Raw genomic sequence first — 24,410 nt, 5'->3', positions numbered from 1 at the left:
GACCACCTCACGGCCAGGCCGCCGAGCGACGTCTCCTTGTATTTGGTCGACATGTCGCGGCCGGTTTCGCGCATCGTGCGGATCGCGGTGTCGAGGCTGAGCAGGAAGCGGACCACGCCGTCGTCGCCCGAGCCGGGCACGAAACGGCGGTAGTAGTGCAGGACCGCGGGATGATGCCGGCCGCGCCGTTGGTCGGGGCGGTCACCACCCGGCCGCCGGCGGCGTTCTCCTCGTTGACCGCCAGCGCGTACAGGTTCACCCGGTCGATGACGTGCAAGGGATCGTCGTTCGGGTGGAAAGGCAGACTGCGCCGCCCATGCAGGGTCAGCTCCACCGGAACCGCCCGCTCCCCGGCCGGCAGCACCGTCCCGCTTTCCTGGATGGCCGCGAAACGTGCCGCGACCGTGGACGTGTCGACGGTCGCCGGATCCTCGCCCTCGAGCCCGAGCAGCACGGCGGCGTCCGAATGGTGGCCGCGCCCAGTTGCGCCCAGCGAGCCGAAAAGTTCCGCGCGAAGACGCGCGGCCTTGGGCACTTCGGCGGCGAAACGGCGGGCGGCCCGCATCGGTCCCACGTCGTGTATTCCTATCCGGCAGATAGGAATGCTATGCTCGGCGCCTCTCCCCGGACCAGGCGAGGCGCCACGTGACGACTTTGACCGAAGAGGCCGCCGAGCTGCTCATCGCCGGCCGTGCCTTCGACCCCGCCCCGCCCGGTTTCGTCGGCGCCGCCGTCGACCTGCCGCTCGCCTCGCCCGGGCTGCCGGCCGGCGATGTCGCGCGGCTCGCCACGCGGCCGGCGCTGCGGCACGGCTTCCTCACGGCGCGCTCGCCGCGGCTGGCGGTGGTGAGCGGGCCGCCGTCGCCGGGGCTGGCCGTCTCGCTGTCACGCATGACCGACGATCTGCGCGCGGCACGGCCCATCCTCGGCGCCTTCGCCGTGCCCGACGGCCGGATCGGTGGCCCCTCGGCGACCGGCGCGGGCATGCGCGCCGGCCGGCCCGAGGCGGCGGGCGGCATCCGGGTGGGGCTGGAAGCCGGCCTGGAGGGTGGCGGCCCTCTGGGCCTTCCCCGGCGGTGGATTCTCGCGCACAAGCTCGCGCCGGTGCTGGCAGCGGCCTTCGCCAACGCGCCGGCCGCCGGCTGGCGCAGCGTCCGGCAGGCCGCCCACCGGCACCTGCCGGTGGTTCCGGCGGGCGATCCGCGTCCGGCCTGGACCGCGTACGTGCTGGAAGCGCCGGCCCTCGACGGCCCGAGTCTCCGCGAGCGGTTCCGGGCCGGCGAGCGCCCCGCCGCGGCCGAGCTCGCCCGTCACCTGGAGTCGCTGCGCCCACCGGTGGCCGCCCGCGGCCACCTCGAGCTGGACGTGGCCGACACCCAGCCCGGCGACGGGTGGCGCCTCCCGATCGCGGTCGCCGCCACCCTGCTCGACGACCCGGCGGCCGCCCTCGACGCCGAGGCCGCCACGGCCGATCTGCCCGCCGAGCCCCGCCTCTGGGAGCGCGCCGCCCGCGACGCCCTGACCGACCCGGTCCTCGCGGCCGCGGCCCGGGACTGCTTCCTCGCGGCGTATGCGGCGCTGGCCCGCCAGGGCGCGGCCCGCAACCTGCGCGACGCCCTGGCCGACTACACCGAGCGGTACGTGCTGCGCGGCCGCACCCCCGCCGACGGCATCCTCGACCGCCTGGCCGCCCACCCCTGACCCACACACCCCCGGCGAGGCTCAGAGAGACGCGAGCGCCGCCAGCAGGCTGTCGATGTCCTCGGGCGTCGTGCCCAGGCCGAAGCTCACCCGCAACAACCCACCGTCGCACCCCGCGTTGCCCGGCGTCTCCGAGAGCCGGCGCACCAGCGGATGCGCGCAGAACTTCCCCGCACGCACCCCGATCCCGAACCCCTCCGCGAGCCGGCCCGCCACCACCGACGGATCCCGCCCGTTCAAGGTCAGCGACACGATGCCGACGCGCTCGCTGCCCGTACCGAAAATGCTCACCTCGGCGACACCCGGCACCCGCCGCAAGCCTTCGCGCAGATGCGCAAGCAACTCCTGCTCGTGCGCGCGCAGCGCCGCACGGTCCGCCTCGCCGAGCGCCGAGCAGACCGCCGCCAGCGACACCGCGCCGAGCAGATTGGGCGTGCCACCCTCGTGCCGCGCCGGCCCGGCCGCCCACCGCACATCGCCGGCCCGATCGCCCACGTGCGCGCTCGCTCCCCCGCCGGCCAGGTACGGCGGCGCGGCGTCGAGCCAGTCGGCCCGCCCCGCCAGGACCCCGGCCCCGAACGGCGCGTACAGCTTGTGCCCCGACAGCGCCACGTAGTCGGCGTCGAGATCGGCGAGCGAGACCGGTACGTGCGGCGCCAGCTGGGCGGCGTCGACCGCGATCCGGGCGCCGTGCCGGTGCGCGACGGCGGCGAGCTCCCGCACCGGCCACAGCTCACCGGTCACATTGCTGGCCCCCGTCACCGTCAGCAACACTGGCCCGCGCAGCTCACGCAGCGCACGCTCGGCCGTCGTCACCGCATCAGCCCACGACGCCGGGGCCGGGAGACGGAGCGCGTTCGGCCAGGGCAGCAGGTTCGCGTGGTGCTCGCCGTCGAAGACCACCGTGGTCGTGCCCGGCGGCAGCGCGCGGGCCAGCAGGTTGAGGGCGTCGGTGGTGTTGCGGGTGAAGATCACCTGGTCGCCGGGGCGACAGCCGAGGAAGTCGGCGATCACGTCGCGGGCGCGCTCGTACTCGAGGGTGGAGGTCTGCGACCGCGGCCCGGTCCCCCGGTGCACGCTGCCGTAGCGGGGAAGCAGCGCGTTCACCGCGTCGGCGGCCGCGCGCACGCACGGCGCGGTGGCCGCGTAGTCGAGGGGAACGAACCCGGCGCCGATGATGTCGAGGTCAGACGTGTGGACAGCCAGAGACATGACGGAAACCTCCGCAAGGGTCGAGGACCCGCACGGGCCCGCGCTTGCCCGCGTCGATCGACGCCGGCCCGGTCTTCACCCGGGGCACCCCATCGCGAACGCAAGGGTTGCCGGTCAGCAAGCCGGGGCTTGTGCGCTGACACTCATGACCTGTCCGACACGCTAGCAAATATGGTGGGCCGATGTACAAGAACGACTGGGCGCAGTGGCATGCCGGACTCGAGCGCCGGCGGGCGTCGCCGCACGGCATGCTCGCGATCACCGGGATGCACTGGCTGACCGCGACGCCGCAACGCTTCGACGACGTGCCCGGTTCCTGGTCGGTGACGGCCGACGGCGTCGGCGTCACGCTGAGCGAGGGCGAGACACTCACGGTCGGCGACCTCGAGATCAGCGGCACGCACGCCTTCGGCAAGGTCGACGAGGAGGGCGTCACCGCGGCCTTCGGCGACGCGATCGCCGAGATAGCCAGGCGGGGCTCCGGCATCGTGCTTCGCCCGCGCCATCCGTCCAGTCAACGGCTCATCTCGTACGAGGGGACGCCCACGTTCCCGCCCCGGGAGCGATGGCTCGTCCCCGCCCGGTTCGTGCCGTTCACCGCCCCGCGCGAGATCACGCTGTCCACGGTCGTCGAAGGCCTGACCGACGAGGACGAAGCGCTGGGCCGGGTCGAGTTCGAGATCGACGGCGTACCGATGAGCCTGATCGTCTTCCCCGGCGCTCCCGGCGCCATGACGACGTTGTTCACGGACGCCACCTCGGGCGTGACGACCTACCCCGCGAGCCGCCGCCTGCCGATCCCCCGCCCGGCCGCGGACAACACGCTGACCCTCGACTTCAACCGCGCCACGAACCTTCCGTGCGCCTACACGGAGTTCGCGACCTGCTCGCTGGCCCCGCCCGAGAACCGCCTCCCGGTAGCCATCGAGGCCGGCGAGCAGACGCCGCGCTAGATGCGCTCGCCGGTGATGTAGCCCTCGAGGCTGCTGCGCTCGGTCTCCAGCTCGTCGATGCGGTGTTTGACCACGTCGCCGATGCTGACGACGCCCGCGAGGGTGCCCCCCTCGAGCACCGGGACGTGGCGGAAGCGGTGCTCGGTCATCAGCCGCTCGACCTCTTCGACGGCGGCGTCGGGCGCGACCGAGCGCACCTGCGCCGTGTGGATGGCCGACACCGGCTCGTTCAGCACGGCGGCGCCGCGCGCGGCGAGCGCCCGCACCACGTCGCGCTCGCTGACGATGCCGTCGACCCGCACCCCGTCCGCCGACACGACCACCGCGCCGATTCTGTGCTGGGCGAGGAGGGCGACCAGCCGGGTGACATCGGAGTCGGGTGTCACGGTTACGACGTTGGTGCCCTTGACGCGGAGAATATCGCCGATACGCATCGTTGCTCCCCATCTCGTGCCGGTCCGCAGAAGCCGCCGGGCGGGCCGTCCGATGACGGGGTGGCCACGCCGCATTGCGTGCATATGCCTAGATGCAGTCAATCACGTCCTGATGTCAAGAGCATCGAGATGTCAACTCCGCCCGGCGTGGCGTCCGCGGCGCAGGCGTGCCGATATTGTGCATCGATGAATCGCACCGCCTTGGTCACCGGCGCGTCCTCCGGCATCGGCCGGGCCACCGCCGCCGCGCTCGTCACGGGCGGTTACCGCGTCCTGGGCACGTGCCGCTCCCCGGCGGCCTTGGCCGCCGACCGCCAGGTGGCCGGCGTCGACTACCTCCCGCTCGATCTGGCCGACGAGGCGTCGATCGAGGCCCTGGCCGGCGTCGCGGGCGACGTGGACGTGCTCGTCAACAACGCCGGCGAGAGCCACTCCGGCCCGTTCGAGGAGCTGCCCGCCGACGACCTGCGCCGGCTCTTCCAGGTCAACGTCCTCGGCCCCGTACGCCTGACCCAGCTGATGCTGCCCGGCATGCGCGAGCGCCGCTACGGCCGGGTGGTCATGGTCGGCTCGATGCTGGCGTCGTTTCCGCTGGCGTACCGCTCCTCCTACGTCGCCACGAAGGCCGCGCTCAAGGGCTTCAGCAACGGCGCCCGCCACGAGCTGTCACCGTTCGGCGTTTGGCTCACGACGGTCGAGCCTGGTTCGATCAACACCGGCATCAGCGAGCGCCGCACCAAGCACATAGCCGCCGACTCGCCGCACCGCCAGGACTTCGAGACCATGCTGACGGCCCTGAACCGCAACGAACGAGCCGGCATCGGGGCCGACCAGGTCGCCGCCGTCATCGTCAAGGCGATAGAAGCGCCCAAACCCAGGCAGAGGTACGCCGTCGGCAGCAACGCGCCGCTCGTGTTCGCCCTGCGCCGCGTGGCGCCGACGTCCCTCGCCGAGAAGCTGACCCACCGCCGCCACGACCTCCGGCGCTAGCGGTCCCCGGTGGGGACCGTAGGGCGCGAGACGCGTCCGCTTGCAGGTCGGAGCCAGATTTTTTCACATGATCGTGTTCCTTGTCCTGCCCGCGCTGACCTGGCCATTGGTCGCCGTGGGCAACGCAACGGAACTCCCGGTCACCGGCCACCGGACCTGCGCTCCTCGGGCCCGGTCGTCAGGTAGCCGATCAGCGGCCGTTGGCCCGCAGGATCGCTGTGGAGCTCCGCAAGATGACGAGCGCGCGAGCCGCCGACCAGCTGCGACGCATCGAGCTCGACAACAACCTCGTAGCGGCCTACGTGCGCAGAACGATGGCGGCTGTACGACCCCGGTGAGCTGCCATTTGATCGCGCCCGTGTGAGCATCGAGGCCGTACAGGCCGCTGTTCGTGCCCGAGGCGACAACCCAATTGTCGGTGAGCGCCGCGGTGTCACCGACCACGGCGACGACGTCGCCGCTTCCGTTGGTCATCTTCGCGGTCCAGGCAATCGCGCCGTCCACGGCGTTGATCCGCATTATCTCGCCCTCGGCGGTGGTACCGAAAACGGAGTCAGCGGTGACATTGAGGTTGCCGGGCTGGGCTTGGGGTTGGGTCCACGCCGTGGTGCCGTCGGCCGTTTTCAACGCCACGACACCCTGATCGCCCTGAACGATCAAGAGATCTCCGACGAGACCCGGCCCCGTCAGGCGGCCACCGAGGGTGCGCGTCCATATTTGCCCGCCGCTCTCTTTCGGTCCAGGGCGTACACGTTGCCGTCATCCCCGGCCGCGTACACGGCACGCTCGGTCAGCACCACCTCGTTCTGCCAAGCGGACTCGCCGCCGACCGTTCTCTTCCACTTCACCGCGGGCATCTGGCGCAGCGCCCGCCCAGGATACCGGCCGTCGAGTCCAGCAGAGCCGCGATAAACCGATGGCACGAAATTCGTTTGACCGGCCGGCCCGCTCAGGGCGGCGGATTGCCCAGAATGATGCGCGATCTGGCATCCCGATAGTAGAAGAAGGATCATCACAAGCGACAACCGCGAATGCGCCACGCTGACTCCTCCGACTGTATTCGGCACCGTCCCAGAATGGTTCGGCGGCCGGTATTTACCGCTCGCCCGTCAATTCGATCCGATCGTCGGACGGCGAGCTGGCGAAGTTCGTCATCGGCCTGGTGGTCGTGGGGACCGCGTTCTTCGTGGTGCTGCTGTTCTCCCGATACCGGATGGTCGAGATCATCATCGGCGACCTGGCCCGCGGGCGCCCGCCCGCTGTGCGGCGGCCGGAGGCGCGTGAGATCGAGCAGCGGCTCCAGGTGATCGAGGCGGCGCAGGGCGGCAACATCCTGCTGCATGCCGGTTTCGAGCCGTTCGTCGGCGCCGGCGAGCGGGTCAACGCGTGGTCGATCGCGACCGAGCTGCGGTCTGTCGAGTCGCCCGGGCGGCACGGCGAGGGGCCGTCCCGGCGGGTCGACATCGATCCGGTCGCGCTCACCGCCCATGTGCGCCGGCGGCTGGCCGAGATGCGTTCCCGCGACCTGCCGCAGTCCACCCGGGTGGTCGGGCTGCAGCTGCGCGACCAGATCGCCTCATCCGGCACACGCTGGCACGACTACCCGCTGATCGACGAGCGGGTACGGCTGCCGTACTCGTTCGCCGAGCCCGCCACCGTCGACGCGATCATCCGTGCGCCGCAGACCAGCGCCCGGCACTTCCTGCGGGCCGGCGTGGGCGCCCCGGACCGGGCGGCGGTGGGCGCCGACGGCCGCGCGATCATGCCGGCCGAGCACCAGTCCGTGGTCACCTCGACGTTCATCCACATCGCTGTCGAGGGCGGGATGCTCTACGTGGAGCTGGTGGCGAGCGTGCTCGGGCCGATCCGGCAGCGGTATCTGGACATCGACCGGTACAGCGCCGCCGACGACCAGCTCACGGCCGCCGCCGGCGAGGCGATCCGGCGGCTGTCCGGCGACGTGGCGGTGGCGCCGGCCCGGCTGGTGCGCTCGATCTACCGGCGGCTCACGCTGGTCGGCGCGATCACCGGGCCGACCGGGAAGTGCGCAGCGAGCCGGTCTACGACTTCGGCTCCCGGCTGGACGTACGGGAGTTGGCGAGCCGGCTGGACTTCGCCAACTACCTCCAGCGGCTGGACGCGGAGAAGTACACCCGGCTGATCGACCGCCGGGCCACCGAGGCGATCCAGGAGTTCCTGGTCGAGAAGGGCGTCGACGACTCCGAGTTCGTCAACGCGGTGAGCGTCCACCAGTACAACAACACCCAGATCAGCGGGAACGCGTACGGCCCGATCGCCACCGGCAGCGGCGCCACGGCGACCATGTCCGGGGTCACCGTGTCGGCCTCGGCGATCACCAAGAAGGGAAGCGGCAAATGAGCAACGAGATCAACATCGGCGGCTCGGCGTACGGCCCGATCGCGAACGGCCCGCGCGCCCGCGCCGTCCAGCGCGACGTCACCATCAGCCGGATCGGTGGCGAGGACGGCGACGCCCTGCTGGCAGCGCTCGCCACCCTGCGGCTCGTCACCGACCAGCATGCGGCGCTGCTTCCCGAAGTGGAGCGAGTCCGCAAGGACCTGGACTCGATCGCGACCGAGGCTGGCGCGGAGAGCCCGGACACGCCGGCGATACGCGACACCATCCTGCGGATCATCCGCCGGGTCGGCATGGTCGAGCCGGTCCGCCATCAACGGCGAGCCCGCGCACGGCCGTCGCGCCCTGCCCGGCCGTCTCGTGCCCCGCGCCTCGACGGCGGTGCATCCCGCCTAGAACTGGCACGAACCCGTGCGATGAGTTCCGGCGCCGCCGGCGGTCGATCCCAGTAGTAGTCGCCACCTGGAGGACACCATGACCGGCCGGATGCTCGCTTTCATGCTCGCCTCGCTGACCCTCATCGCGATCCCGGGCCCGAACATGATCTTCATCGTGACCCGCTCGGCGGCGCACGGGATGCGTGCCGGCCTCGCCTCCGCGTTCGGGGTCGAGACCGGCACCCTGGTGCAGCTCACCCTGGTCGGTGCGGGCCTGGCCACCCTGGTCGCGGCCTCCCCGGTCGCGTTCTCGGTCATCAAGTACGCGGGCGTCGGGTACCTGGCGTACATCGGCTTGCGCGCCCTGTACAACGCGCGGAAGCCGGCGGCGGCCGACGCTCCGCCGGCCGCGCGGCGACGGTTGTTCCTGGACGGCGTCCTGGTCAGCGCGCTCAACCCCAAGGTGGCGCTGTTCTTCCTGGCGTTCCTGCCCCAGTTCGTCCGCTCGGAGGGCGAGTTGCCGGCTTTCGGCGCGGTCTTCATCGCGCTGGGGCTCGCCGCCGACATCGCCTGCTGTTTCGCCGCGAACGCGATCGGCCGGTGGCTGCGCGTCCGGTCCGGCGGCAGCCGTGTGGTCGGTTCCATCTACCTCGGCCTCGGCCTGTTCACGGCGGTCTCCGCCTGACTTCTGCCGCCGTATTACGCGCGTAGTACGCTGGGATGGTGCCATACGAGTGGGATGACTGGGCGCTGGCCGCTCTCATCGGCATCGAGCCGTTCGAGGTGCGGCAGGCGCTCGACGCCAAACGGCGCTGGCCCCGGCGAGCGGCCGGCGCCAACGGCGTTCCCGTCCTGACCGTCTGGAGTCGCACGGCGACGGGCCGTCCGCTGATCGTTGCGGTCTACCACGTCGCCGAGTTGACTTGGAAGGTCATCGGCGCCCGCGAGATGGCCGATGAGGAGCTGATTGAGTTCAGCCGGTGGGAGGAGACGCGATGAGCCACGACAGCGACGTGCCGCAGACGCCCGAAGAGGTCGCCGCGTTCATGGACGGGCTTTCGTTCGAGCCGGCGCCCGGGCCGCGAGAGGAGCAGGCTCTGCTCGACTCCCTGCCCCCGGCCGGCTCGGCCGTGATGGTGGTGCGGTCGCTTCGCCTGCCGAGCGAGCTCGACGAAGCCGTTGCCGTTGCGGCCAAGGCGGCTGAGGTGCCCAAGACGACCTGGATCCGGCAGGCGATCGAGATGGCGCTGGCAGTTCAGGCCGAGGACGACCAGCCGATCTCCCGCGCCGAAGCGCTGCGGGCCCTGACCCTCCTGCGCCCGGCCCGCCACGTGGCCTGACCATGTCGTTCACCGACGAAGAAATCGCCTATCTGCGGTCGCAGCCCCTCGCCCGGCTCGCGAGCGTCGGTCCCGCAGGCCAGCCTGACGTGGTGCCGCTTGCTTTCGAGTTCGACGGGACGTTCTTCTGGGTGGGCGGATCCGGCGAGCCCGTCCTGGCCACCCGCAAGTTCCGCAACGTCGGGTCCGGAAACCAGCAGGTGGCCCTGGTGGTCGACGACATGGTGTCCTTCGACCCGTTCATCACCCGCGCGATTCGCGTCTACGGCCGGGCCGAGGGACCCATCGAGCGGGTCGGGATGGTGGGACCGGGCTACTACCTGCGCATTACGCCCACCATTTCGTGGAGCTGGAACATGGCGGGAGAGCCCGCCGGCAGCACGTGGTACGAACCTCGGCGGACGGTCCATCCGGCGCCCGAGCCAGGAATCGCGTAGAGGTGCCGACTTCGTACCGCATGCTGGTGTTCCTGGAGCTCGCGCTCGCCGCGGTGACCTTCGTCGCGCTGCGTTTCATGACCGCGCCGTATGGTCGCCACCTGCGCGAGGGATGGGGCGTCACCGTGCCGGCCCGGGCCGGCTGGCTGGTCATGGAGAGCGTCTCGTCGCTGTTGTTCGCGGTCGTCTTCTGGTCCGGGCCGAGGCGGACCGACCTGGTGCCGCTGGTGCTGTTCGCCATGTGGCAGAGCCACTATGTGTACCGCGCCTTTGTCTACCCGTTCCTGCTGCGCGGTGGGAGACGTATGCCGGTCGTGGTGGTCCTGCTCGCCATCGCGTTCAACGTCCTCAATGCCTCGATCAACGCCTACTGGATCGGCACGCTCGGGCAGTACCCGGACAGTTGGCTGGCCGACCCGCGGTTCCTGATCGGCGCCGGGCTCTTCGCCGGCGGCCTGACGTTGCACGTGTGGTCCGACCGCAAGCTCCGCCGCCTGCGGGCGTCCACCGGCGACGGCTATCAGATCCCGTACGGCGGCGCGTATCGATGGGTGTCCTGCCCGAACTACCTGGGCGAGATCGTGGAATGGACCGGCTGGGCACTCGCCACCTGGTCGCCCGCAGGGCTCGCATTCGCGCTCTACACGGTGGCAAATCTCGCGCCCCGGGCCGTCGACCACCATGCGTGGTATCGCCAGCAGTTCCCTGAATATCCGGCCGAGCGGCGCGCACTGATTCCCTACCTCATCTGACTTTCTCCCTGCCCCTTCGTGGCCCGGAGAGCTGGTATTTCGACGAGACATGTATTTGTGCGACTTTCCCGCTCTCTGCCTCCGTGACCGCAACTGTCAGGAGGAATCATGAACACAAGGCTGCACGCGGACCTCGTCCTCGAGGGCGGCGGCGTCAAGGGAATCGCGTTGGCCGGCGCTGTGTCCACGCTCGAGGAGCGCGGATTCCAGTTCCGCCGGGTGGCCGGCACGTCCGCGGGGTCGCTGGTTGGCGCCTTGGTCGCCGCCGGTGTCCGCGGCGACGACCTGCACACCCTGATGCGGGGCATCGAGTACCCAAAGTTCCGCGACCCGCCGAGTCTTTACCGAAGGCTCGGGCCCATCGGCGCCGTCGGCGCGGTCGTCGCGCACAAGGGCTGGTGCAAAGGCGACGCCCTGCGTACGTGGGTGGCCGACATCCTGCGAGAGCGGGGGGTCTCGACGTTCGCGGACCTGCCGCTGAACGACGCCGGTGCGGCGTCCACGCTGAAGGACGACGAGGACCGGCGCTTCCGCTTCGTCGCGATGGTGTCGGACCTGTCCCAGGGCCGTCTGATCCGCCTCCCCTGGGACTACCGGTCGCGGTTCGGCGTGAAGCCGGGCGAGGCCTCGGTGGCCGACGCCGTTCGCGCGTCGACCGCGATCCCGTACTACTTCCGCCCGGCCCGCTGCCCCGACAAGCAGTCCGGTCGCGACGCGTGGCTGGTCGATGGCGGCATGCTGTCGAACTTTCCGATCGACGTCTTCGACCGCAGCGACGTCGAGCCCCGCTGGCCGACATTCGGCATCAAGCTCTCCGGTGACCCGAACGTCAACGACATCAACGGCGTGGTCTCGCTGTCCAAGGCGATGCTCTCGACGATGACCGGCTTCTACGACCGGCTGCAGACGATCCGGCCGGACGTCATTGCCCGGACGATCGTGGTCGCCACCGACGGCATCAGCGCCACCGACTTCGACCTGTCGCGCGCCGACGCCGAGCGCCTCTTCGAGAACGGCCGGGACGCTGCGGCCCGCTTCCTGGACGGCGACGACCAACGCCCCGCCTGGAATTTCGAGAACTACAAGCGCCGTTTCCGCCAGCCGTGGTGGACCCAGCCCGGCAGCCAAGCGGCGTAACGATCGATGGAAGAAGACCCACCATGACCACCAAAAAGGTCGGGGCAGGGGTCCTTGCCCTGACCCTCGTCGCCTTCTCCGCCGGGTGCCCGGAGGGCGGGAAAGGTGGGGACCTGGCTCAAGCCGCTGGGGCCGTCCGCCAATGCCGTGCTTGAAGGGACGGCCGGAATCGGATTCACGTACCTCCGGGACCAGCGCGAGGCGGCGGAGAAGCTCTTGGACGACAAGCAACCCGACGATCGCTGGGATGAGCGGGCCGTCGCCAGTGACGGAATCCCCGTCCCGGCCCAGCCCGGACCCCACCGGCTCCGGCACGCCGGAACCCGCGCAAACCACGCCCACCACCGAGGCTCCGGTCCCACTGCCGCAGCCTGGAGAGCTGTAACTCAGGTCCCGGATGCGGCTTGGAGAAATCCGTGGCGCCCGAGCTGGCTCAGCGTCGCACGTACGGTTTGCACGATATGCCTTGTCAGTTCGTAGGCTGTGGCTTCATAGGTGCTCAGCTGCGGCGCCGATGAAGGTGCCGAGCAGGCCGGCAGTCGCAGCGTCCATGCAGGTCAGTCTCAATGCCCGCAGTAGCGGCTACGAGGGCAGGCGATGATAGATCATGGACAGTCAGGAGAGGAGGCGGCCATGCGGCGCGGGGTCAGCACGATCGGCCAGATCGTCCTGGGTGCGCTGCTGCTGTTCACCGGCACCGCTCACCTGACCTTCGCCCGCGTGGAGTTCCGGGCGCAGGTGCCGTCCTGGCTGCCGATCGACCAGAACGTCGTGGTCGTCGCGTCCGGCGTGGTCGAACTGTGTCTCGCGGTGGCTCTGCTCGCCGCCTGGAGGCAACCCGCGCGCGGCATCGTGGGCGCCGTCACGGCGGCGTTCTTCGTCGCGGTCCTGCCCGGCAACATCGCCCAGTTCACCGAGCACCAGGACGGCTTCGGTCTCGACACCGACGCGGCCCGCGCGATCCGGTTGGTCTTCCAGCCGCTGCTCGTCGTCTGGGCACTCGCCGTGACGAGCGCCGTCTCCACCCTGCGTTCCCTGCGCCGGCGACGCGCCTGAACGAAAACTGGCCGGTGGAGATCGAGCGTGCTCAGCTCGGCGGGTGGCGGCGCACGCGCCGCAGGGCCAGGGCCAGCTGAAGGCGCAGCCGGCCGTGCGGCTCGCGGATCGGCCAGCCCAAGAGGTGCTCGGCGGCGGTTATGCGGTCCTGGAGCGTGGAGTGGTGCAGGCGCAACGCGGTGGCGGCGGCCCGCAGGCTCGGCGCGTCGGCGAAGGCGTGCAGCGTGGACAAGGCCCACGGGGCGGCGGCGGTCGCGTGTTCGAGGGCGCGCAGGTCGGGCACGTCGGCGGTGTGGGGAAGGTCGGCCAGCAGGGCGAGGGCGCCGAGCTCCTCGTGGCGCACCACCACGGGGCCCGGGTCTTCGGCGGTGCCGTCGGCCGCGAACCGCAACGCGATCCGCGCCGCGGCGTAGGAGGCGGGCAGGTCGGACGGGGCGACCGCGGGCCCCAGTCCGACGCGGCCGGCGGGCAAAGGTGTGGGCGTGGCGGCGGGGAGCAGGAGCGGGCCGGCCGGAGTCGCCGCGGCGTGATACCGCGTGGACTCCCGCAACTTCAGCGTGGCCGCCGCCTGACGCCGTACCTCTGAAGAAGCCGCAGCGTCGACGATCAGCTCGGCCAACGCCGGGTCTTCCGCGGGAGCCCGGCCTCGTGTGCGGTCGAGAACCGCACGGGCCGCACCGGCCGCTCGCTCCAGGATCATCGCCTCCACCGGGCCGGGCTCGCCGGAGCGCTCCAGATGCAGGGTGGCGGCCGGGGCGATCAGGGTATGCATCCACGCGGCATCGGGAGGGGAAGACGCGGGGGCGGCGTTGCCGGCGGGATCCACGCGGATGTGGACGCGGCGGGAGAGGTCGTCGAGGCGGGCGGCGCAACCGGCCAGGACGGCGGCGCCGCGGACGATGGCCTGCAGGCCGGCCTTGTTCTCCGTCAGGCCGTCGAAGTAGGCGATGACCCGCAGCGCGGCTCCGGCGTCCGCGTCGAGCGCCGCCAGCCGCACTGCGAGATCTTTCACGTCGGCCCCCGGAAACTAGCCGTTGAACAGGCGGTTCAGCCAGCGTACCCGCGCTTCGCGGGCGTCCTGGCTCAGCTGGGCGGTGGGTGCGAGGCCGTCGAAACCGTGGAAGCCGCCGGGCCAGACGTGCAGCTCGGCACGGCCGCCGGCCTGCCAGATGCGCGACGCGTACGCCACATCCTCGTCGCGGAAAGTTTCGGCCGAACCGACGTCGATGAAGGCGGGCGGCAGGCCGGAGAGGTCGTCGGCGCGGGCGGGGGCGGCGTACGGCGAGACGTCGGGACCGCCGCGGGCCGAGCCGAGCAGGGCGGTCCAGCCGAACTCGTTGGCGCCGTGGTCCCAGACCCCGAGCCCGGCCATCTGGAGCGACGACGGGGTGTCGTTGCGGTCGTCGAGCATGGGGTAGATGAGCATCTGGCCGAGCAGCCCGGGGCCGTCCTGGTCGCGAGCCCGCAGGGCCAGGGCCGCGGCGAGCCCACCGCCGGCGCTGCCGCCGGCCACGATCATCCGGGCGGGGTCGAAGCCGAGCTCGTCGGCGTGCTCGGCGGTCCAGAGCAGGCCCGCGTAGCAGTCGTCGATCGGGCCGGGGTGCGGGGTCTCGGGGGCAAGGCGGTACTCGACCGAGACGACAACGAGGTTGAACTGGGCGGCCCAGTCGAGCATCTCGGGGACGCCGATGCGGCGATCGCCGAGGACCATGCCGCCGCCGTGGGTGTGGTAGATGCAGCCGGGCGTGCCGGTGGGGGCGGTGGGGGTGCAGATCAGCAGGGTGATGCCGGGATCGTCGCCGAGACCGGGCACGTCGCGCTCCTCGACCCGGAACGCGCCGTCGCGGGCCAGCTCCTCGGGGGTCGGTAAGGCCAGGATCGAGCCGGTGCGCATGGTTTCCAGGAGGCCGACGTTCAGGGTGGGCGGCATCATGTCGGCGAGGGCGCTGAGCGCCGCACCGAGTTCGGGGTCGAACGGCGGCGGGGGAAGAGTGGTCGTCACGCGAACCTCCTGGTGAACGGGGTGTGACCGCTGTCACCAGCATGAAACGAGTAACCACCGCGACCGAGCGCCATCCGGCGGAAACTACCCGCCGGATGGCGGGTCGGGAAAGATGGCAGACAGTCGCTTTCCGCCGAGAGGATGACCATGGAACTCAACGCGCAGGCCGCCATCACGAGTGGCGCCGATTTCTGGTCCAGCACGGCGGCCGGCGACGTCCCGGCGATCACCCTGACCGACGGGCCGCACGGCGTACGCCTGCAGGTCGCCGACGCCGAAGATCTCCTCGCGGGACAGCCGGCCACGTGTTTCCCGCCGGCCGTGGCCTCCGGATCGACCTGGGATCCCGCGCTGCTGCGGCGGATGGGCGAGGCCCTCGGCGACGAGTGCCGCGCCATGGGCGTACAGGTGCTGCTCGGCCCCGGCATCAACCTCAAGCGGACGCCGCTGGGCGGCCGGAACTTCGAGTACTTCAGCGAGGACCCCCTCGTCGCCGGAATCCTCGCGACCGCCTGGGTCGAGGGCCTCCAGAGCCGCGGCGTCGGCGCCTCCCTCAAGCACTTCGCCGTGAACAGCCAGGAGACCGACCGCATGCGGGTCAGCGCCGACGTGGACGAGCGCTCCCTGCGCGAGCTCTACCTGCGCGCCTTCCAGCGGGTGGTCACGACCGCGCAGCCGTGGACCGTCATGTGCGCGTACAACCGGATCAACGGCATCTACGCCAGCCAGAACCACTTCCTGCTCACCGAGATGCTCCGCGACGAATGGGGCTTCCGCGGCGTCGTCGTCTCCGACTGGGGCGCCGTCGTCGACCGGGTGGAGGCCGTTCGCGCCGGCCTCGACCTAACCATGCCCGGCCCCGACGCGGCGGGCGACCAGGCGCTGATCGACGCGGTCGACGACGGCCGTCTCCCGGCCGACGCTCTCACCCTGGCGGCTTCGCGCGTCCACGATCTGGTCGCCAAGACAACAAACGAAAGATCTTCCGGGTACGACGCCGGCGCGCACCACGAGCTGGCCCGCGAGATCGCCGCCCGGGGCGTCGTCCTGCTCAAGAACGACGGCGACCTGCTCCCGCTCGATGGCACGCAGACCGTAGCGGTGCTCGGCGAGACGGCCCGCACCCCGCGCTACCAGGGCGGCGGCAGCTCCCAGATCACCCCCACCCGCCTCGACGACGCCCTCACCGCGATCTCGGAGTCCGCCCCCGGCCGGGTCAGCTTCGTCACCGACCCCGCTCTCGCCGCGCAGTCGGACGTCGCGATCGTCTTCGCCGGCACCGACCAGGAGACCGAGGGCGCCGACCGCGAATCCCTCGACCTCCCCCGCGAGCAGCTCGACCTGATCGCCCGCGTCGCCGCGGCCAACCCTCGTACGGTTGTCGTTCTCTCCAACGGCGCCGTGGTCGCCACCTCGCCCTGGGACAGCGCCGTGCCCGCGCTGGTCGAGGGCTGGCTGCTCGGCCAGGCCGGCGGCAGCGCGATCGCCGACGTCCTCTTCGGCCGGGTGAATCCCTCCGGCCGCCTCGCCGAGACCATCCCGCTGAAGCTCGCCGACCACCCGTCGTACCTGGACTTCCCCGGCGAGGCCGGCCACGTCCGCTATGGCGAGGGCATCCACGTCGGCTACCGCGGTTTCGACGCCCGCGAGCAGGAAGTGGCCTATCCCTTCGGCTTCGGCCTCTCCTACACCACGTTCGCGTACGGGGAGGCCACCGCGACCCTCTCGGCCGGCGGCGATCTCGAGATCCGCCTTCCGGTCACCAACACCGGCGCCCGCGACGGCCGCGAGGTGGTCCAGGCGTACGTCAGCCTCCCCGGCTCCCGGGTCCGCCGCGCCCCGCGCGAGCTCAAGGCGTTCGCCAACGCCCCGATCGCCGCCGGCGCGACGGTCGAGGCGACCCTCCACATCGACCGGGCCGACCTCGCCTATTGGGACGTCAAGCTCTCCCGCTGGGTCGTCGAGAACGGCGCCTACACCGTCGCGGTGGGCGCCTCGTCCCGCGACATCCGCACCACCGTTTCGGTCGAGGTCGCCGGCGACGAGGCCCGCTACCCGCTGACCGCCGACTCCACCCTCGGCGAATGGCTCTCCGACCCCCGCGGCGCCGAGGTCCTCATGGACGTCTTCGCGAAGATGATGGCGGAGGGCGGGGGCGGCATGGCCGGCGCGCTGACCGTGGACCCGGCGATGATGCAGATGGCGGCGAGCTTCCCGCTGGTTCGGATGGCCATGTTCCCGGGCAGCCCGTTCACCTCCGAGGCCCTCGCCGAGCTGGTCGAAGCCGCCAACAACTGACGGCCGCTCGCGCCGGTCGCGCAACGCCGGGCCGTCCGCCCGCGACGGTCAGGCGGCCGCCGGAGATCACGATTCCGGCGGGCCCTCCCGGGCTTCTTGTAGCACCGCATCCAGCACGTCAATGGCATTGCTATGCAGGTACGGCCCCATGCCCAGATCGACGTAATGGCCGCCGAAGAACACCTTGATGCGGTAGCGGTCCGCGTCGGTGTCAGCGGGAACCAGCCGAATGGCGTTGGCGGCGCGAACATTCACGAAGCCGTACGAGTGGTCGTCGTCTTCCCTCGCCCGGAACCAGCCTTCAGGCCAGGAGCCCTTGACGTGCCAGACTTCGCTCTGCACCCGCTGCTGGTGACGGCGATGTTCGTCCCGAGCGTCGCGTTCGGTCATGCGGCCAAACGTAGGCGCTTCGGTGCCACCCAGCCCCGAGCCGACACGGTCAACTCCTTCCCGCGGGTGACGCCTCTCAACTGAGCGGATGGTCGAGTGCTGTCAGTCGTATCCGACACGTAGCGTTCGATGACGGCGTGCGCCGCCGTCGTGGGCGGGGCCGCCATCAGCCAGTCAGCAAGCTCGTCGGCCGGAGAGCGCGCCGGTGGTCGCTGCCTCGCAGCGCCGCCACGAGTCGTTCGTCAGCCATGCCAGCAACAGCCGGTCCGCGGCCGCGGGCATGGTGGCGTCGAGCAGCCGGGCGACGACCTCGGCCCCGCCGACCTGCACGCTTCCTACGCGGCCGCCCCGGTGGCGCTGCGTTTCGCCGCCGACGGCACCGCCGAGGACCCCGGCCCGCTGGTCGTCCGCCACGAGGAGCTGGGCACCCTGTCGCCGCCGAACACCTCCTGGGCTGGCCGATCCGCGAGCCCCACGGCGGCTGCGCCTGCAGCTGGCCCTGGCCCTGCGGCGTTTATGCCGCCACCCGCCGACTTGCGCACCGCCGCCGAACTCGAGGAGGCCGCCAACAAACTAGAACGGCTCGCCGGGCATGGCTCGCCGATCGCCGAGCAGGTGGTTCAGTCGCTGCAGGCGCCGGTCGTCGCTCATCTTCACGGCATGATCGCGCATCTCTGTCACGCTGACCGTGGCCACGTCCAGGCTGTCGGCCAGCCGGCTGGTACGGGCCTCGAGCTCCGGTACCGACGTGACGTCGGGCAGCGTGGCGATGCCGAGCGAGCGTTCGAGCAAAGCCCGCCGCCGGGTCTCCCGGTCGTCGCACCACACGCGGATGACGAGGTTGTCGCGGAACTGGTATGAGCCGATGCGTACCGGCGGGATGCGGGGCGGGTCGCCGACGGCCGACGCGGCCATCGCCACGTGCCAGCCCTCTGCGGATTCGACCAGTTTGCCACCGGCGTAGGGCGTCGGGGCAGCGAGCCACTCCTGCCAGACCTCCCGCGGCGGGCGGATGCGTTTCGCCTCGATCAGGTGCTCGAGCTGCATCTCGGTGCAGACCTGCTCGAGGAACTCGTCGCGCGCCTCGGCCAGCCCGGTATACGCGAGGATCCGGTGATCGGCCGTCTCGACCAGGTAGCTCGGCAGGTAGCCCTCCCGCACCCCTACGACGCGCAGGTTCTGCAGCCGGCCGGGCAGGTTGAAGTCCGCCCGCTCCGGATCCTGCTCGATCTCGCCCACGAAGTCCGGCCGATACGGCGCGGTGGTGAAGACCTGCAGGAACCGGGAGCGGTCCGCCAGCTGCCCGTCCTCGATCTCGGCAGTGTCGAGCACCGTCACCCGGTCGCCGTAGTACGCGGCGGGCAGAGGCCGCCCGGACTGCCGCTCGAGCAAGATCGTCAACCGGCTGGTGGTGGGGACGAGGCGGACGCCGGCGCTCAGCGACTGCCGGCCCAGCGGGGTCAGCTCCACCGCCGGCCCGTTCCGCGAGACCTGCCGGATGGTGGCGAGAAAGGCGAGGCACCGGTCGACGAGGCCGGCCGGAAGGTTGAGGAAGGCGACCAGCGCGTCCCGCTCCCGGATGTCGCACTCGCCGATGGCTCGCATGACGAAGTGGTCGATGACCTCGAAGTCCTGCCGCTCGTGGACCTCCGCGCTGGTCTCCACCTGCCACAGCGGCCACAGCAGCGGGAACAGCCGGATCGGGCGTACGCCGGGCAGAGAGGCGGCGTGCTCAACGGCCCGGGTCGCCGGGTAGATCAGCCGCTTCACGAGCGCTCCCGGCACGCCGCGAGAGCCGCCGCCACCTCGGCGGACGGGCGGCGGTCGCCGGTCCGGTCCAGGTGCGCCTTCATGTCCCGCATGAGGTCGTGGAACCTCTCGTCCCCGGCGAGCAGGGTATGCAAGTCGCCGACGAGGACGAGCTGGCGCCGGGCCCGGGTGATCGCGACGTTGAAGCGGCGGAGCTCCCGCAGGAATCCGACGCCACCGCGGGAATTACTGCGCGTGAAACCGAAGACGATGAGGTCGCGCTCGCCGCCTTGGAACGAGTCGACGCTGCCGATGTTGCCCTCCACCGCCGCGGGGCCGAGCTCCGCGGCCAGCCGACGCGCGATCAGCTCCTTCTGCGCGTTGTACGGCACGATCACCGCCCAGTCACGATATTGCCCGGACAGTGCCGCGATCAGCTCGACGATCATCGCCGCCTCCGCCTCGTTGCGGTATCCCCGGCGGGTCGACGCCCCGCGCCCGTTCATCGCCGTCTCCCGCCGCTGCGCCGCTTCCTGGTCCGACATGTCGACCATGGCGAACGGCGATCGGAAGACCGCGTCCCCGATGCCGCCGGGATGTTCGGTCTCGAGTTGCCCGAAGTAGAAGGCGGTGGATACGAATTCGGCTATCTCCACCGGCATTCGGCGCTGTTTGCGCAGCACTCGTGCGTTGGCTTCGGGCGCCGAGCGGAACAGCAGCTCGAAGCCGCTGCGGGCGACCAGCGTGCCGAGCTGCTCGGCCTCCGGGTCCCCGCCGGCCCATTCCCGGACCTCTTCGTCGAGGAACGGCGGCAGCTGGTTGTGGTCGCCGACGAGCATCGCGCGCCGTGATCGGACCAGGGGGACCAGCAGGTTGGGGGTCGAGATCTGGCCAGCCTCGTCCACGACCGCCAGGTCGAACTCGAGGTCGGAGATGAGGGCGGACGTCTCGGTGCCGATGCAGGTGGCGCCGACCACCTGGGCGTAACGGGCGACCTCGCGTTCCAGCTCGTCGCCGAGGTCGCCGACCCGCTGCCGCCAGTCGGTCAGGACGGCCAGGCGCCGGTCGGCGGTGGTCCGTGCCCATTCGCACCACTGGTGGAACGCGGTCCAGTCGGCCGGTGACTGCCCCGCGGGCGGGGGAGGTATCGCCGCCACGGCCTGGAACAGGCTTCGCAGGAACTCGCCCGTCCGAGTCAGCTCGGGCCACACGCCGGCAAGCTTCTGCTGGATGTGGGCACGCTCGACGCGGAGGTGGGCAACCTGCGGATCGTCGGCCGCCACCCGTTCGGCCCGGCCTCGGAGATCTCGCAGCGTCGCTTCGGCGCGGCCGGCCGCGGCCATCGACAGGCCCACGTCCGCACGGAGCCGGTCCGCGCGGCGAAGCCGGCGAGCAAGGAGCCACCGCCAGACAGCGACGAAGGCGGCGCCCGCATCGACCTTGGCCTGTGCCCGCTGCGCCCGCCGCTCGGCGCGGACGAGAGCCGCCGCACCCGCCTCGGCGGCCGCGCGATGCCGGGCCAGGCCGGACTCCGCCTGGCCCAGCTGCAACCGCAGCGGCCCGCACGCCAGCTCCACCGCGGCGGCGAGGGCGGTCTCCAGGCGGCCGAGTTCGGCGTGGGCGGCGCCGGCCTGGTCGATGGCCGACCGCAGGTGGCCGAGGCACCGATCCAAGACCGGCCGCTGGTCGTCCACCTTGGACAAGGCGTCGAACAGGGCGGTGTCGTCGAGGATCTCCCGTCGTACGGTCGCGGCCCGGCTCTCGGACGACAACGACCGGACCTGGGCGCCGATGTTGTCCTCGCTGCCGATGCGAACCACCGCGAGATCCGGCGGCAGGCCCTCCAGCACGTTGTCGACCGCGCGATGCGTGTGCGACGTGATCAGGACGCGCCGGCCCAGGGCCACCGAGGACTTGACCACCTCGACGATGGTGGTGGTCTTCCCCGCGCCCGGCGGTCCGAGGACGTTGAGGACGTCCGGCACGTCGAGCGCCCGGCGGAACACGTCACGTTGAAACGGATCCAGGTTCGTGCCGGGTTCCGCTCGGGTGGTCACCTGGAACGGCTGGTACCGGGCGGACAGCAGCGTTTCGGCAAGCGCCGGGTTGACCATCCGTCTCTCGCGGAGCTGTGCGATCGCGTCGCGCTGCGCCCGGAAGATGCGATCGCTCGGCAACGGCCGCATGATGCCCTGCTCGTCGATGCTGCCGTAGTCGGCGCCCGGCTCGAAGCGAACCGTCACGTCCCGGCCCTCGACCCGGAACACCTTGCCACGCACGCGTGCCGAGTCACCCAGGTAGATCATCGTGTTCACCGCCGGCAGATCACCGTGGGGAATCCGGAACCGGTAGACCGCGCGCTCCGAACGGCGTTGCGCCACCGTGGCGGAGCGAGAGACATAGTGGTACGGCGGCATCGCCGCGTACCTCTTCGCTTCGATCTCCTGGCTCGCCTCGACCACCCGCTCGAGCTGGTCGAGTCGCCGATCCGGGACGGGCTCCGGCGCCTGCGCCTTGCCGGCCGCTTTCCATTCCCGCCAGAGGTACTCGCCGTACCGTGCCCCGGGAGCCAGCCGGCCGGCGGACCGTTCCCCGTTGACGGCCCTGAGGTCGGGGAAGGCGCGGATGCCGCCCGCGCAATGCATCATCAGGGCGCGCTCGACCAGGCGGCCCTCGTCCCGGAACTGGCGTCGCGCGGCGTGTCCGACCTTGTACGCGTCCTCGGCGCGGGTGGGGTAGAGCCAGGCGACATAGCGGGCGGCATACACCGCCATCCTCCAGCCTCCCTGCCGCGTCACCTCCAGCGTCACCGGCAGCAGGCCGCCGCGGGCCAGTCCGTCGACCTCCTGGAGGAACGGCATGAGGCGGTTCTCCAGATCGGTGACGAACGTTCCCGAGTAGACGAGCACCAGGGGCCCGGGGATCGACACGTTACTGGTGACCATCGACGGCTCCCGTCGCCAGCATGTCCCGGCCCTGCCGCAGCCCGGAGGCGAAGGCGGCGGCGGCGGGCCGCATCGCCGGATCGGTGGCGAGGGCTTGAGCGAGGAGGCGTTCGAGTGCCAGCGGAAAGCCCGGCAGCAGCAGGCTCAGCGGCGGCGTGTGCCCCGTCACCTGGCGTGCGCCGACGCAGGTGTGCCACAGCAGCGCGGCGAGCTGGTAGACGTCCGCCGGCGGGCCGGCCCGACCCAGCACCGCGGACCTTTGCTCCGGTGCACGGTATTCGCCGCCCTCCTCCCGCAACGGTGGCCACCAGGCCAGCCCAAGATCGCGGAGCTCGCCCCGCCGCCCGGTCAGGGTGACGAGGATGGATTCGCCGTTCAGCGCCCGGTGGGCCGCCCCGGCGCGGTGCAGATCGGCGAGGGCCTCGGCGACCGCGGCCAGGGCGTTCACTGCCAGCGGAACCACCAGCGGGTCGAGCGGCTGCTCGCCGCCGCCGAACGTCTGCCGCCACGTCGATCCCGCCGGCCGTGCGGCAACCGTGGTGTGCTGCGAACCGTCCGTCCGCTGAGCAAGCAGCCGTTTCCGTTTTTTGAGGTAGGCCGCCTGCACATCGAGGCCCTCGACCATGCGCAGCGCCGCCCGCGAGCAGTCCGCGCGCACGGCCCTTAGCCGCACCGGCTCGGCTCGCGTGCCCCTGCCCCGTCCGTCCGCCTCCAGCAGCGTCCAGGAGCCGTCGTCGGCCGTGGTCCGGGCAACCGGTTCGTAGACCACGTAGGAGTCCGCGACGATCGAACCGGCCCGCCATCGGTCCGGGTCGGGCGCGGCCGGCCCGATGGTGACGACCGGTGCGGCCGCGTTGCGCTCGGCCCGCAGCGCGCTGAGTTCGCTATCCAGCTGTTTAAGCAGCTCACGCGGGGTGGCGCGGGGAGCCGGCGGGGTGAAGGTCAGGTCGGCCTCGCGGCCGGTGGCCAGTCGGTGCCACCAGCGCCCGAGGTCGAAGCACACGCGCACCGCCTTCGCTGCCATCTCCCGGTCACGGAGATAGTCGTGTACGGCCTCGTTGCCCCGCTCGCGGAGCAGCGTGACATCCGACTCGAGATTCGCCGGAAAGATTCCGGCCTTTTTCAGGCGAATTATCCGAGCTTCGAAGTTCATTCTCTTGTTGTCTTTGCCCTGGGGTGACTGCCCGAAGTGGAGCAGAAGCAGATCGATGGCGGTCTCGCCGAATCGCCGGGCTCGGGCCAGCGCCGCATCCGGATCCACATCGACGTAGGCCTCCGCCGAAGCGCCGTCGCCTGCGAGCTCCACCGAGTGCGGGGCGAGATAGGCGAAGTTCGGCGAATCAGCGATGAACTCGAGCAATGGATCCGTCACGGCACCCCTCGGAAAAGATCAAGAACGGCGAAGCAGTGCAGGATAGCGCCCACTTCGACCCGGCGGAGAGTCGGTTATCCGTCATTTATCGTGAATGGTATTCGGTTATTGCAAGTGGCGACTGCGCCGCGGCTGTCCGGATCGCCGACGCCGGCCGCCAGGCCCTGGCCGGACGGCTCGGCCCGGATCGTCCGGTGCATCCGTTCGTCTGCCTGGCCGACTCCACGTCGGAACCGCGAGAACTACCCGCGCCTTCCGGTGCCGTGGTGGTGGTCACCGGACTTCCGTGGCTGTCGGGTCTGCTCCGCAACCGACTCGGCGCGGGCACGGAGGCCGCCGAGCCGGATCCGGAAACCGCGGCGGCGCGATGGCGTGGGATCACCCTGGGCTCTCTCCGCGTCGAGGCGATCCGGAGGGCCTATCCACCGGGAACATGGGTGATCGAAAATCTGTTGCCGGACGATCGGATTCCGCAAACCATCGATCTCGTGATTGCCGGGCCGACCGGCGCATTCGTCATTGCCGCCGACGTCGAGGGCGACCAGCAAACCGTCGAACGCGTCAGCTTCGGAGCCGCCCGGCTGCGTGCCTATCTGCCGCACATAGATGTCATTCCGGCGATTGTCAGCCGGAGTGTCACGGCGCCTCGCTTCGGCCCGGCCGACAACGCCGGCTATCCCATTGCGTGGCTGCAACCCGAGCAGGCGCTCGCGTTCCTCGGCAGCGTCCGGCGGCGGGGCCTGACGTTGCCCGAGGTCGCCGTGCTGAACGCGCCGGCGCCGGGGTGGTACCGGCACGTCACGATCATCGGCGACGGGATCGACACCAGGTTCGGGTGGTGCTGAGCTTCACCTCATCGCCGGAGGTCGTGGCGGCGGTGGGTGAGCTT

General features: G+C 71.2%; 26 protein-coding genes, 1 pseudogene and 1 riboswitch. Of the genes and pseudogenes, 15 read left to right on the top strand and 12 right to left on the bottom strand.

Annotation, left to right across the window (positions count from 1 at the left end; genetic code table 11):
* Positions 1 to 95: 95 nt before the first annotated feature.
* Positions 96 to 604 (bottom strand): annotated as a pseudogene (locus ACIA5D_RS17400) (serine dehydratase beta chain); the annotation flags it as partial.
* A gap of 41 nt (positions 605 to 645) precedes the next feature.
* On the opposite strand from ACIA5D_RS17400, the gene ACIA5D_RS17395 reads away from it, so the two are divergent.
* On the top strand, positions 646 to 1,701 hold the full coding sequence (locus ACIA5D_RS17395) for a glutamate-cysteine ligase family protein (protein WP_396030940.1): 1,056 nt from the start codon (positions 646 to 648) through the stop codon (positions 1,699 to 1,701).
* 21 nt (positions 1,702 to 1,722) lie between these two features.
* Here ACIA5D_RS17395 and ACIA5D_RS17390 read toward each other — a convergent pair whose 3' ends face one another.
* Positions 1,723 to 2,913 (bottom strand): aminotransferase class V-fold PLP-dependent enzyme, encoded by a 1,191-nt coding sequence (locus ACIA5D_RS17390; protein WP_396030939.1) that lies wholly within the window; start codon positions 2,911 to 2,913, stop codon positions 1,723 to 1,725.
* A gap of 35 nt (positions 2,914 to 2,948) precedes the next feature.
* Positions 2,949 to 3,064: riboswitch (SAM riboswitch) on the bottom strand.
* A gap of 31 nt (positions 3,065 to 3,095) precedes the next feature.
* On the opposite strand from ACIA5D_RS17390, the gene ACIA5D_RS17385 reads away from it, so the two are divergent.
* Positions 3,096 to 3,866, top strand: a complete 771-nt coding sequence (locus ACIA5D_RS17385) for a DUF1684 domain-containing protein (RefSeq protein ID WP_396030938.1) — start codon at positions 3,096 to 3,098, stop codon at positions 3,864 to 3,866.
* Here ACIA5D_RS17385 and ACIA5D_RS17380 read toward each other — a convergent pair.
* On the bottom strand, positions 3,863 to 4,300 hold the full coding sequence (locus ACIA5D_RS17380) for a CBS domain-containing protein (RefSeq protein ID WP_396030937.1): 438 nt from the start codon (positions 4,298 to 4,300) through the stop codon (positions 3,863 to 3,865). The genes ACIA5D_RS17385 and ACIA5D_RS17380 overlap by 4 nt on opposite strands.
* 186 nt (positions 4,301 to 4,486) lie before the next feature.
* On the opposite strand from ACIA5D_RS17380, the gene ACIA5D_RS17375 reads away from it, so the two are divergent.
* On the top strand, positions 4,487 to 5,290 hold the full coding sequence (locus tag ACIA5D_RS17375) for an SDR family oxidoreductase (RefSeq protein WP_396030936.1): 804 nt from the start codon (positions 4,487 to 4,489) through the stop codon (positions 5,288 to 5,290).
* Between the two features lie 63 nt (positions 5,291 to 5,353).
* Here the strand turns inward: ACIA5D_RS17375 and ACIA5D_RS17370 are convergent, their stop codons facing one another.
* Together ACIA5D_RS17370 and ACIA5D_RS17365 are read right to left on the bottom strand one after the other, a co-directional pair.
* Positions 5,354 to 5,980 (bottom strand): PQQ-binding-like beta-propeller repeat protein, encoded by a 627-nt coding sequence (locus ACIA5D_RS17370; RefSeq protein ID WP_396031009.1) that lies wholly within the window; start codon positions 5,978 to 5,980, stop codon positions 5,354 to 5,356.
* Entirely contained in the window at positions 5,977 to 6,330 is a 354-nt protein-coding gene (locus ACIA5D_RS17365) for a PQQ-binding-like beta-propeller repeat protein (protein ID WP_396030935.1), read from the bottom strand. Before ACIA5D_RS17365 ends, ACIA5D_RS17370 begins: the two co-directional genes overlap by 4 nt.
* A 122-nt stretch (positions 6,331 to 6,452) precedes the next feature.
* Here ACIA5D_RS17365 and ACIA5D_RS17360 point away from each other — a divergent pair, with 122 nt between their 5' ends.
* The 10 genes from ACIA5D_RS17360 (at position 6,453) to ACIA5D_RS17315 (ending at position 12,765) form a co-directional block, all read left to right on the top strand.
* Positions 6,453 to 7,451 (top strand): hypothetical protein, encoded by a 999-nt coding sequence (locus ACIA5D_RS17360; RefSeq protein ID WP_396030934.1) that lies wholly within the window; start codon positions 6,453 to 6,455, stop codon positions 7,449 to 7,451.
* Entirely contained in the window at positions 7,385 to 7,669 is a 285-nt protein-coding gene (locus ACIA5D_RS17355; protein ID WP_396030933.1) for a hypothetical protein, read from the top strand. Before ACIA5D_RS17360 ends, ACIA5D_RS17355 begins: the two co-directional genes overlap by 67 nt.
* Positions 7,666 to 8,118 (top strand): DUF5955 family protein, encoded by a 453-nt coding sequence (locus ACIA5D_RS17350; protein ID WP_396030932.1) that lies wholly within the window; start codon positions 7,666 to 7,668, stop codon positions 8,116 to 8,118. The genes ACIA5D_RS17355 and ACIA5D_RS17350 overlap by 4 nt, the downstream gene beginning before the upstream one ends.
* Before the next feature lie 22 nt (positions 8,119 to 8,140).
* Entirely contained in the window at positions 8,141 to 8,728 is a 588-nt protein-coding gene (locus ACIA5D_RS17345; RefSeq protein ID WP_396030931.1) for a LysE family translocator, read from the top strand.
* Between the two features lie 38 nt (positions 8,729 to 8,766).
* Positions 8,767 to 9,042 (top strand): hypothetical protein, encoded by a 276-nt coding sequence (locus tag ACIA5D_RS17340; RefSeq protein WP_396030930.1) that lies wholly within the window; start codon positions 8,767 to 8,769, stop codon positions 9,040 to 9,042.
* The gene (locus ACIA5D_RS17335) at positions 9,039 to 9,383 is read left to right on the top strand and encodes a hypothetical protein (RefSeq protein WP_396030929.1); all 345 of its coding nucleotides are present in this window, start codon (positions 9,039 to 9,041) and stop codon (positions 9,381 to 9,383) included. Before ACIA5D_RS17340 ends, ACIA5D_RS17335 begins: the two co-directional genes overlap by 4 nt.
* 2 nt (positions 9,384 to 9,385) lie before the next feature.
* Complete coding sequence (locus ACIA5D_RS17330) at positions 9,386 to 9,820, top strand: PPOX class F420-dependent oxidoreductase (protein ID WP_396030927.1); 435 nt, start codon at positions 9,386 to 9,388, stop codon at positions 9,818 to 9,820.
* Positions 9,821 to 9,822: 2 nt separating this feature from the next.
* Positions 9,823 to 10,572: a methyltransferase gene (locus tag ACIA5D_RS17325; protein ID WP_396030926.1), complete on the top strand. Its 750-nt coding sequence runs from the start codon at positions 9,823 to 9,825 to the stop codon at positions 10,570 to 10,572.
* Between the two features lie 108 nt (positions 10,573 to 10,680).
* The gene (locus tag ACIA5D_RS17320; RefSeq protein WP_396030924.1) at positions 10,681 to 11,709 is read left to right on the top strand and encodes a patatin-like phospholipase family protein; all 1,029 of its coding nucleotides are present in this window, start codon (positions 10,681 to 10,683) and stop codon (positions 11,707 to 11,709) included.
* A 633-nt stretch (positions 11,710 to 12,342) separates the two neighbouring features.
* Positions 12,343 to 12,765, top strand: a complete 423-nt coding sequence (locus ACIA5D_RS17315; RefSeq protein WP_396030923.1) for a hypothetical protein — start codon at positions 12,343 to 12,345, stop codon at positions 12,763 to 12,765.
* Between the two features lie 31 nt (positions 12,766 to 12,796).
* Here ACIA5D_RS17315 and ACIA5D_RS17310 read toward each other — a convergent pair whose 3' ends face one another.
* Both ACIA5D_RS17310 and ACIA5D_RS17305 read right to left on the bottom strand, forming a co-directional pair.
* Positions 12,797 to 13,777: a helix-turn-helix domain-containing protein gene (locus ACIA5D_RS17310; protein ID WP_396030922.1), complete on the bottom strand. Its 981-nt coding sequence runs from the start codon at positions 13,775 to 13,777 to the stop codon at positions 12,797 to 12,799.
* Positions 13,778 to 13,792: 15 nt separating this feature from the next.
* The gene (locus tag ACIA5D_RS17305; RefSeq protein ID WP_396030921.1) at positions 13,793 to 14,767 is read right to left on the bottom strand and encodes an alpha/beta hydrolase; all 975 of its coding nucleotides are present in this window, start codon (positions 14,765 to 14,767) and stop codon (positions 13,793 to 13,795) included.
* Between the two features lie 147 nt (positions 14,768 to 14,914).
* Here ACIA5D_RS17305 and ACIA5D_RS17300 point away from each other — a divergent pair, with 147 nt between their 5' ends.
* Positions 14,915 to 17,065 carry a glycoside hydrolase family 3 C-terminal domain-containing protein gene (locus ACIA5D_RS17300; protein ID WP_396030920.1) on the top strand — a complete coding sequence of 717 codons (2,151 nt, stop codon included), beginning with the start codon at positions 14,915 to 14,917 and terminating at the stop codon, positions 17,063 to 17,065.
* Between the two features lie 66 nt (positions 17,066 to 17,131).
* Here ACIA5D_RS17300 and ACIA5D_RS17295 read toward each other — a convergent pair whose 3' ends face one another.
* From ACIA5D_RS17295 to ACIA5D_RS17275, 5 genes are all read right to left on the bottom strand, one after another.
* Positions 17,132 to 17,455 carry a hypothetical protein gene (locus ACIA5D_RS17295; protein WP_396030919.1) on the bottom strand — a complete coding sequence of 108 codons (324 nt, stop codon included), beginning with the start codon at positions 17,453 to 17,455 and terminating at the stop codon, positions 17,132 to 17,134.
* A 174-nt stretch (positions 17,456 to 17,629) separates the two neighbouring features.
* Positions 17,630 to 17,869: a hypothetical protein gene (locus ACIA5D_RS17290; RefSeq protein ID WP_396030918.1), complete on the bottom strand. Its 240-nt coding sequence runs from the start codon at positions 17,867 to 17,869 to the stop codon at positions 17,630 to 17,632.
* A gap of 159 nt (positions 17,870 to 18,028) precedes the next feature.
* Positions 18,029 to 19,225 carry a hypothetical protein gene (locus ACIA5D_RS17285; RefSeq protein ID WP_396030917.1) on the bottom strand — a complete coding sequence of 399 codons (1,197 nt, stop codon included), beginning with the start codon at positions 19,223 to 19,225 and terminating at the stop codon, positions 18,029 to 18,031.
* On the bottom strand, positions 19,222 to 22,149 hold the full coding sequence (locus ACIA5D_RS17280; protein WP_396030916.1) for a DEAD/DEAH box helicase: 2,928 nt from the start codon (positions 22,147 to 22,149) through the stop codon (positions 19,222 to 19,224). The genes ACIA5D_RS17285 and ACIA5D_RS17280 overlap by 4 nt, the downstream gene beginning before the upstream one ends.
* Positions 22,136 to 23,521, bottom strand: a complete 1,386-nt coding sequence (locus tag ACIA5D_RS17275; protein ID WP_396030915.1) for a DUF4145 domain-containing protein — start codon at positions 23,519 to 23,521, stop codon at positions 22,136 to 22,138. Before ACIA5D_RS17275 ends, ACIA5D_RS17280 begins: the two co-directional genes overlap by 14 nt.
* On the opposite strand from ACIA5D_RS17275, the gene ACIA5D_RS17270 reads away from it, so the two are divergent.
* A complete protein-coding gene (locus ACIA5D_RS17270) occupies positions 23,509 to 24,366 on the top strand; it encodes a hypothetical protein (protein WP_396030914.1) in 858 nt (285 codons plus the stop codon). The two genes, ACIA5D_RS17275 and ACIA5D_RS17270, sit on opposite strands and share 13 nt — an antisense overlap.
* The last annotated feature ends 44 nt before the right edge of the window (positions 24,367 to 24,410 follow it).

The organism is Actinoplanes sp. NPDC051513, from assembly GCF_044454685.1.
In the GTDB taxonomy this organism is placed as follows: Bacteria; Actinomycetota; Actinomycetes; order Mycobacteriales; family Micromonosporaceae; genus Actinoplanes.
Note: the sequence above shows the minus strand (reverse complement) of the source record. Positions and strands in the feature narration are given on the sequence as shown.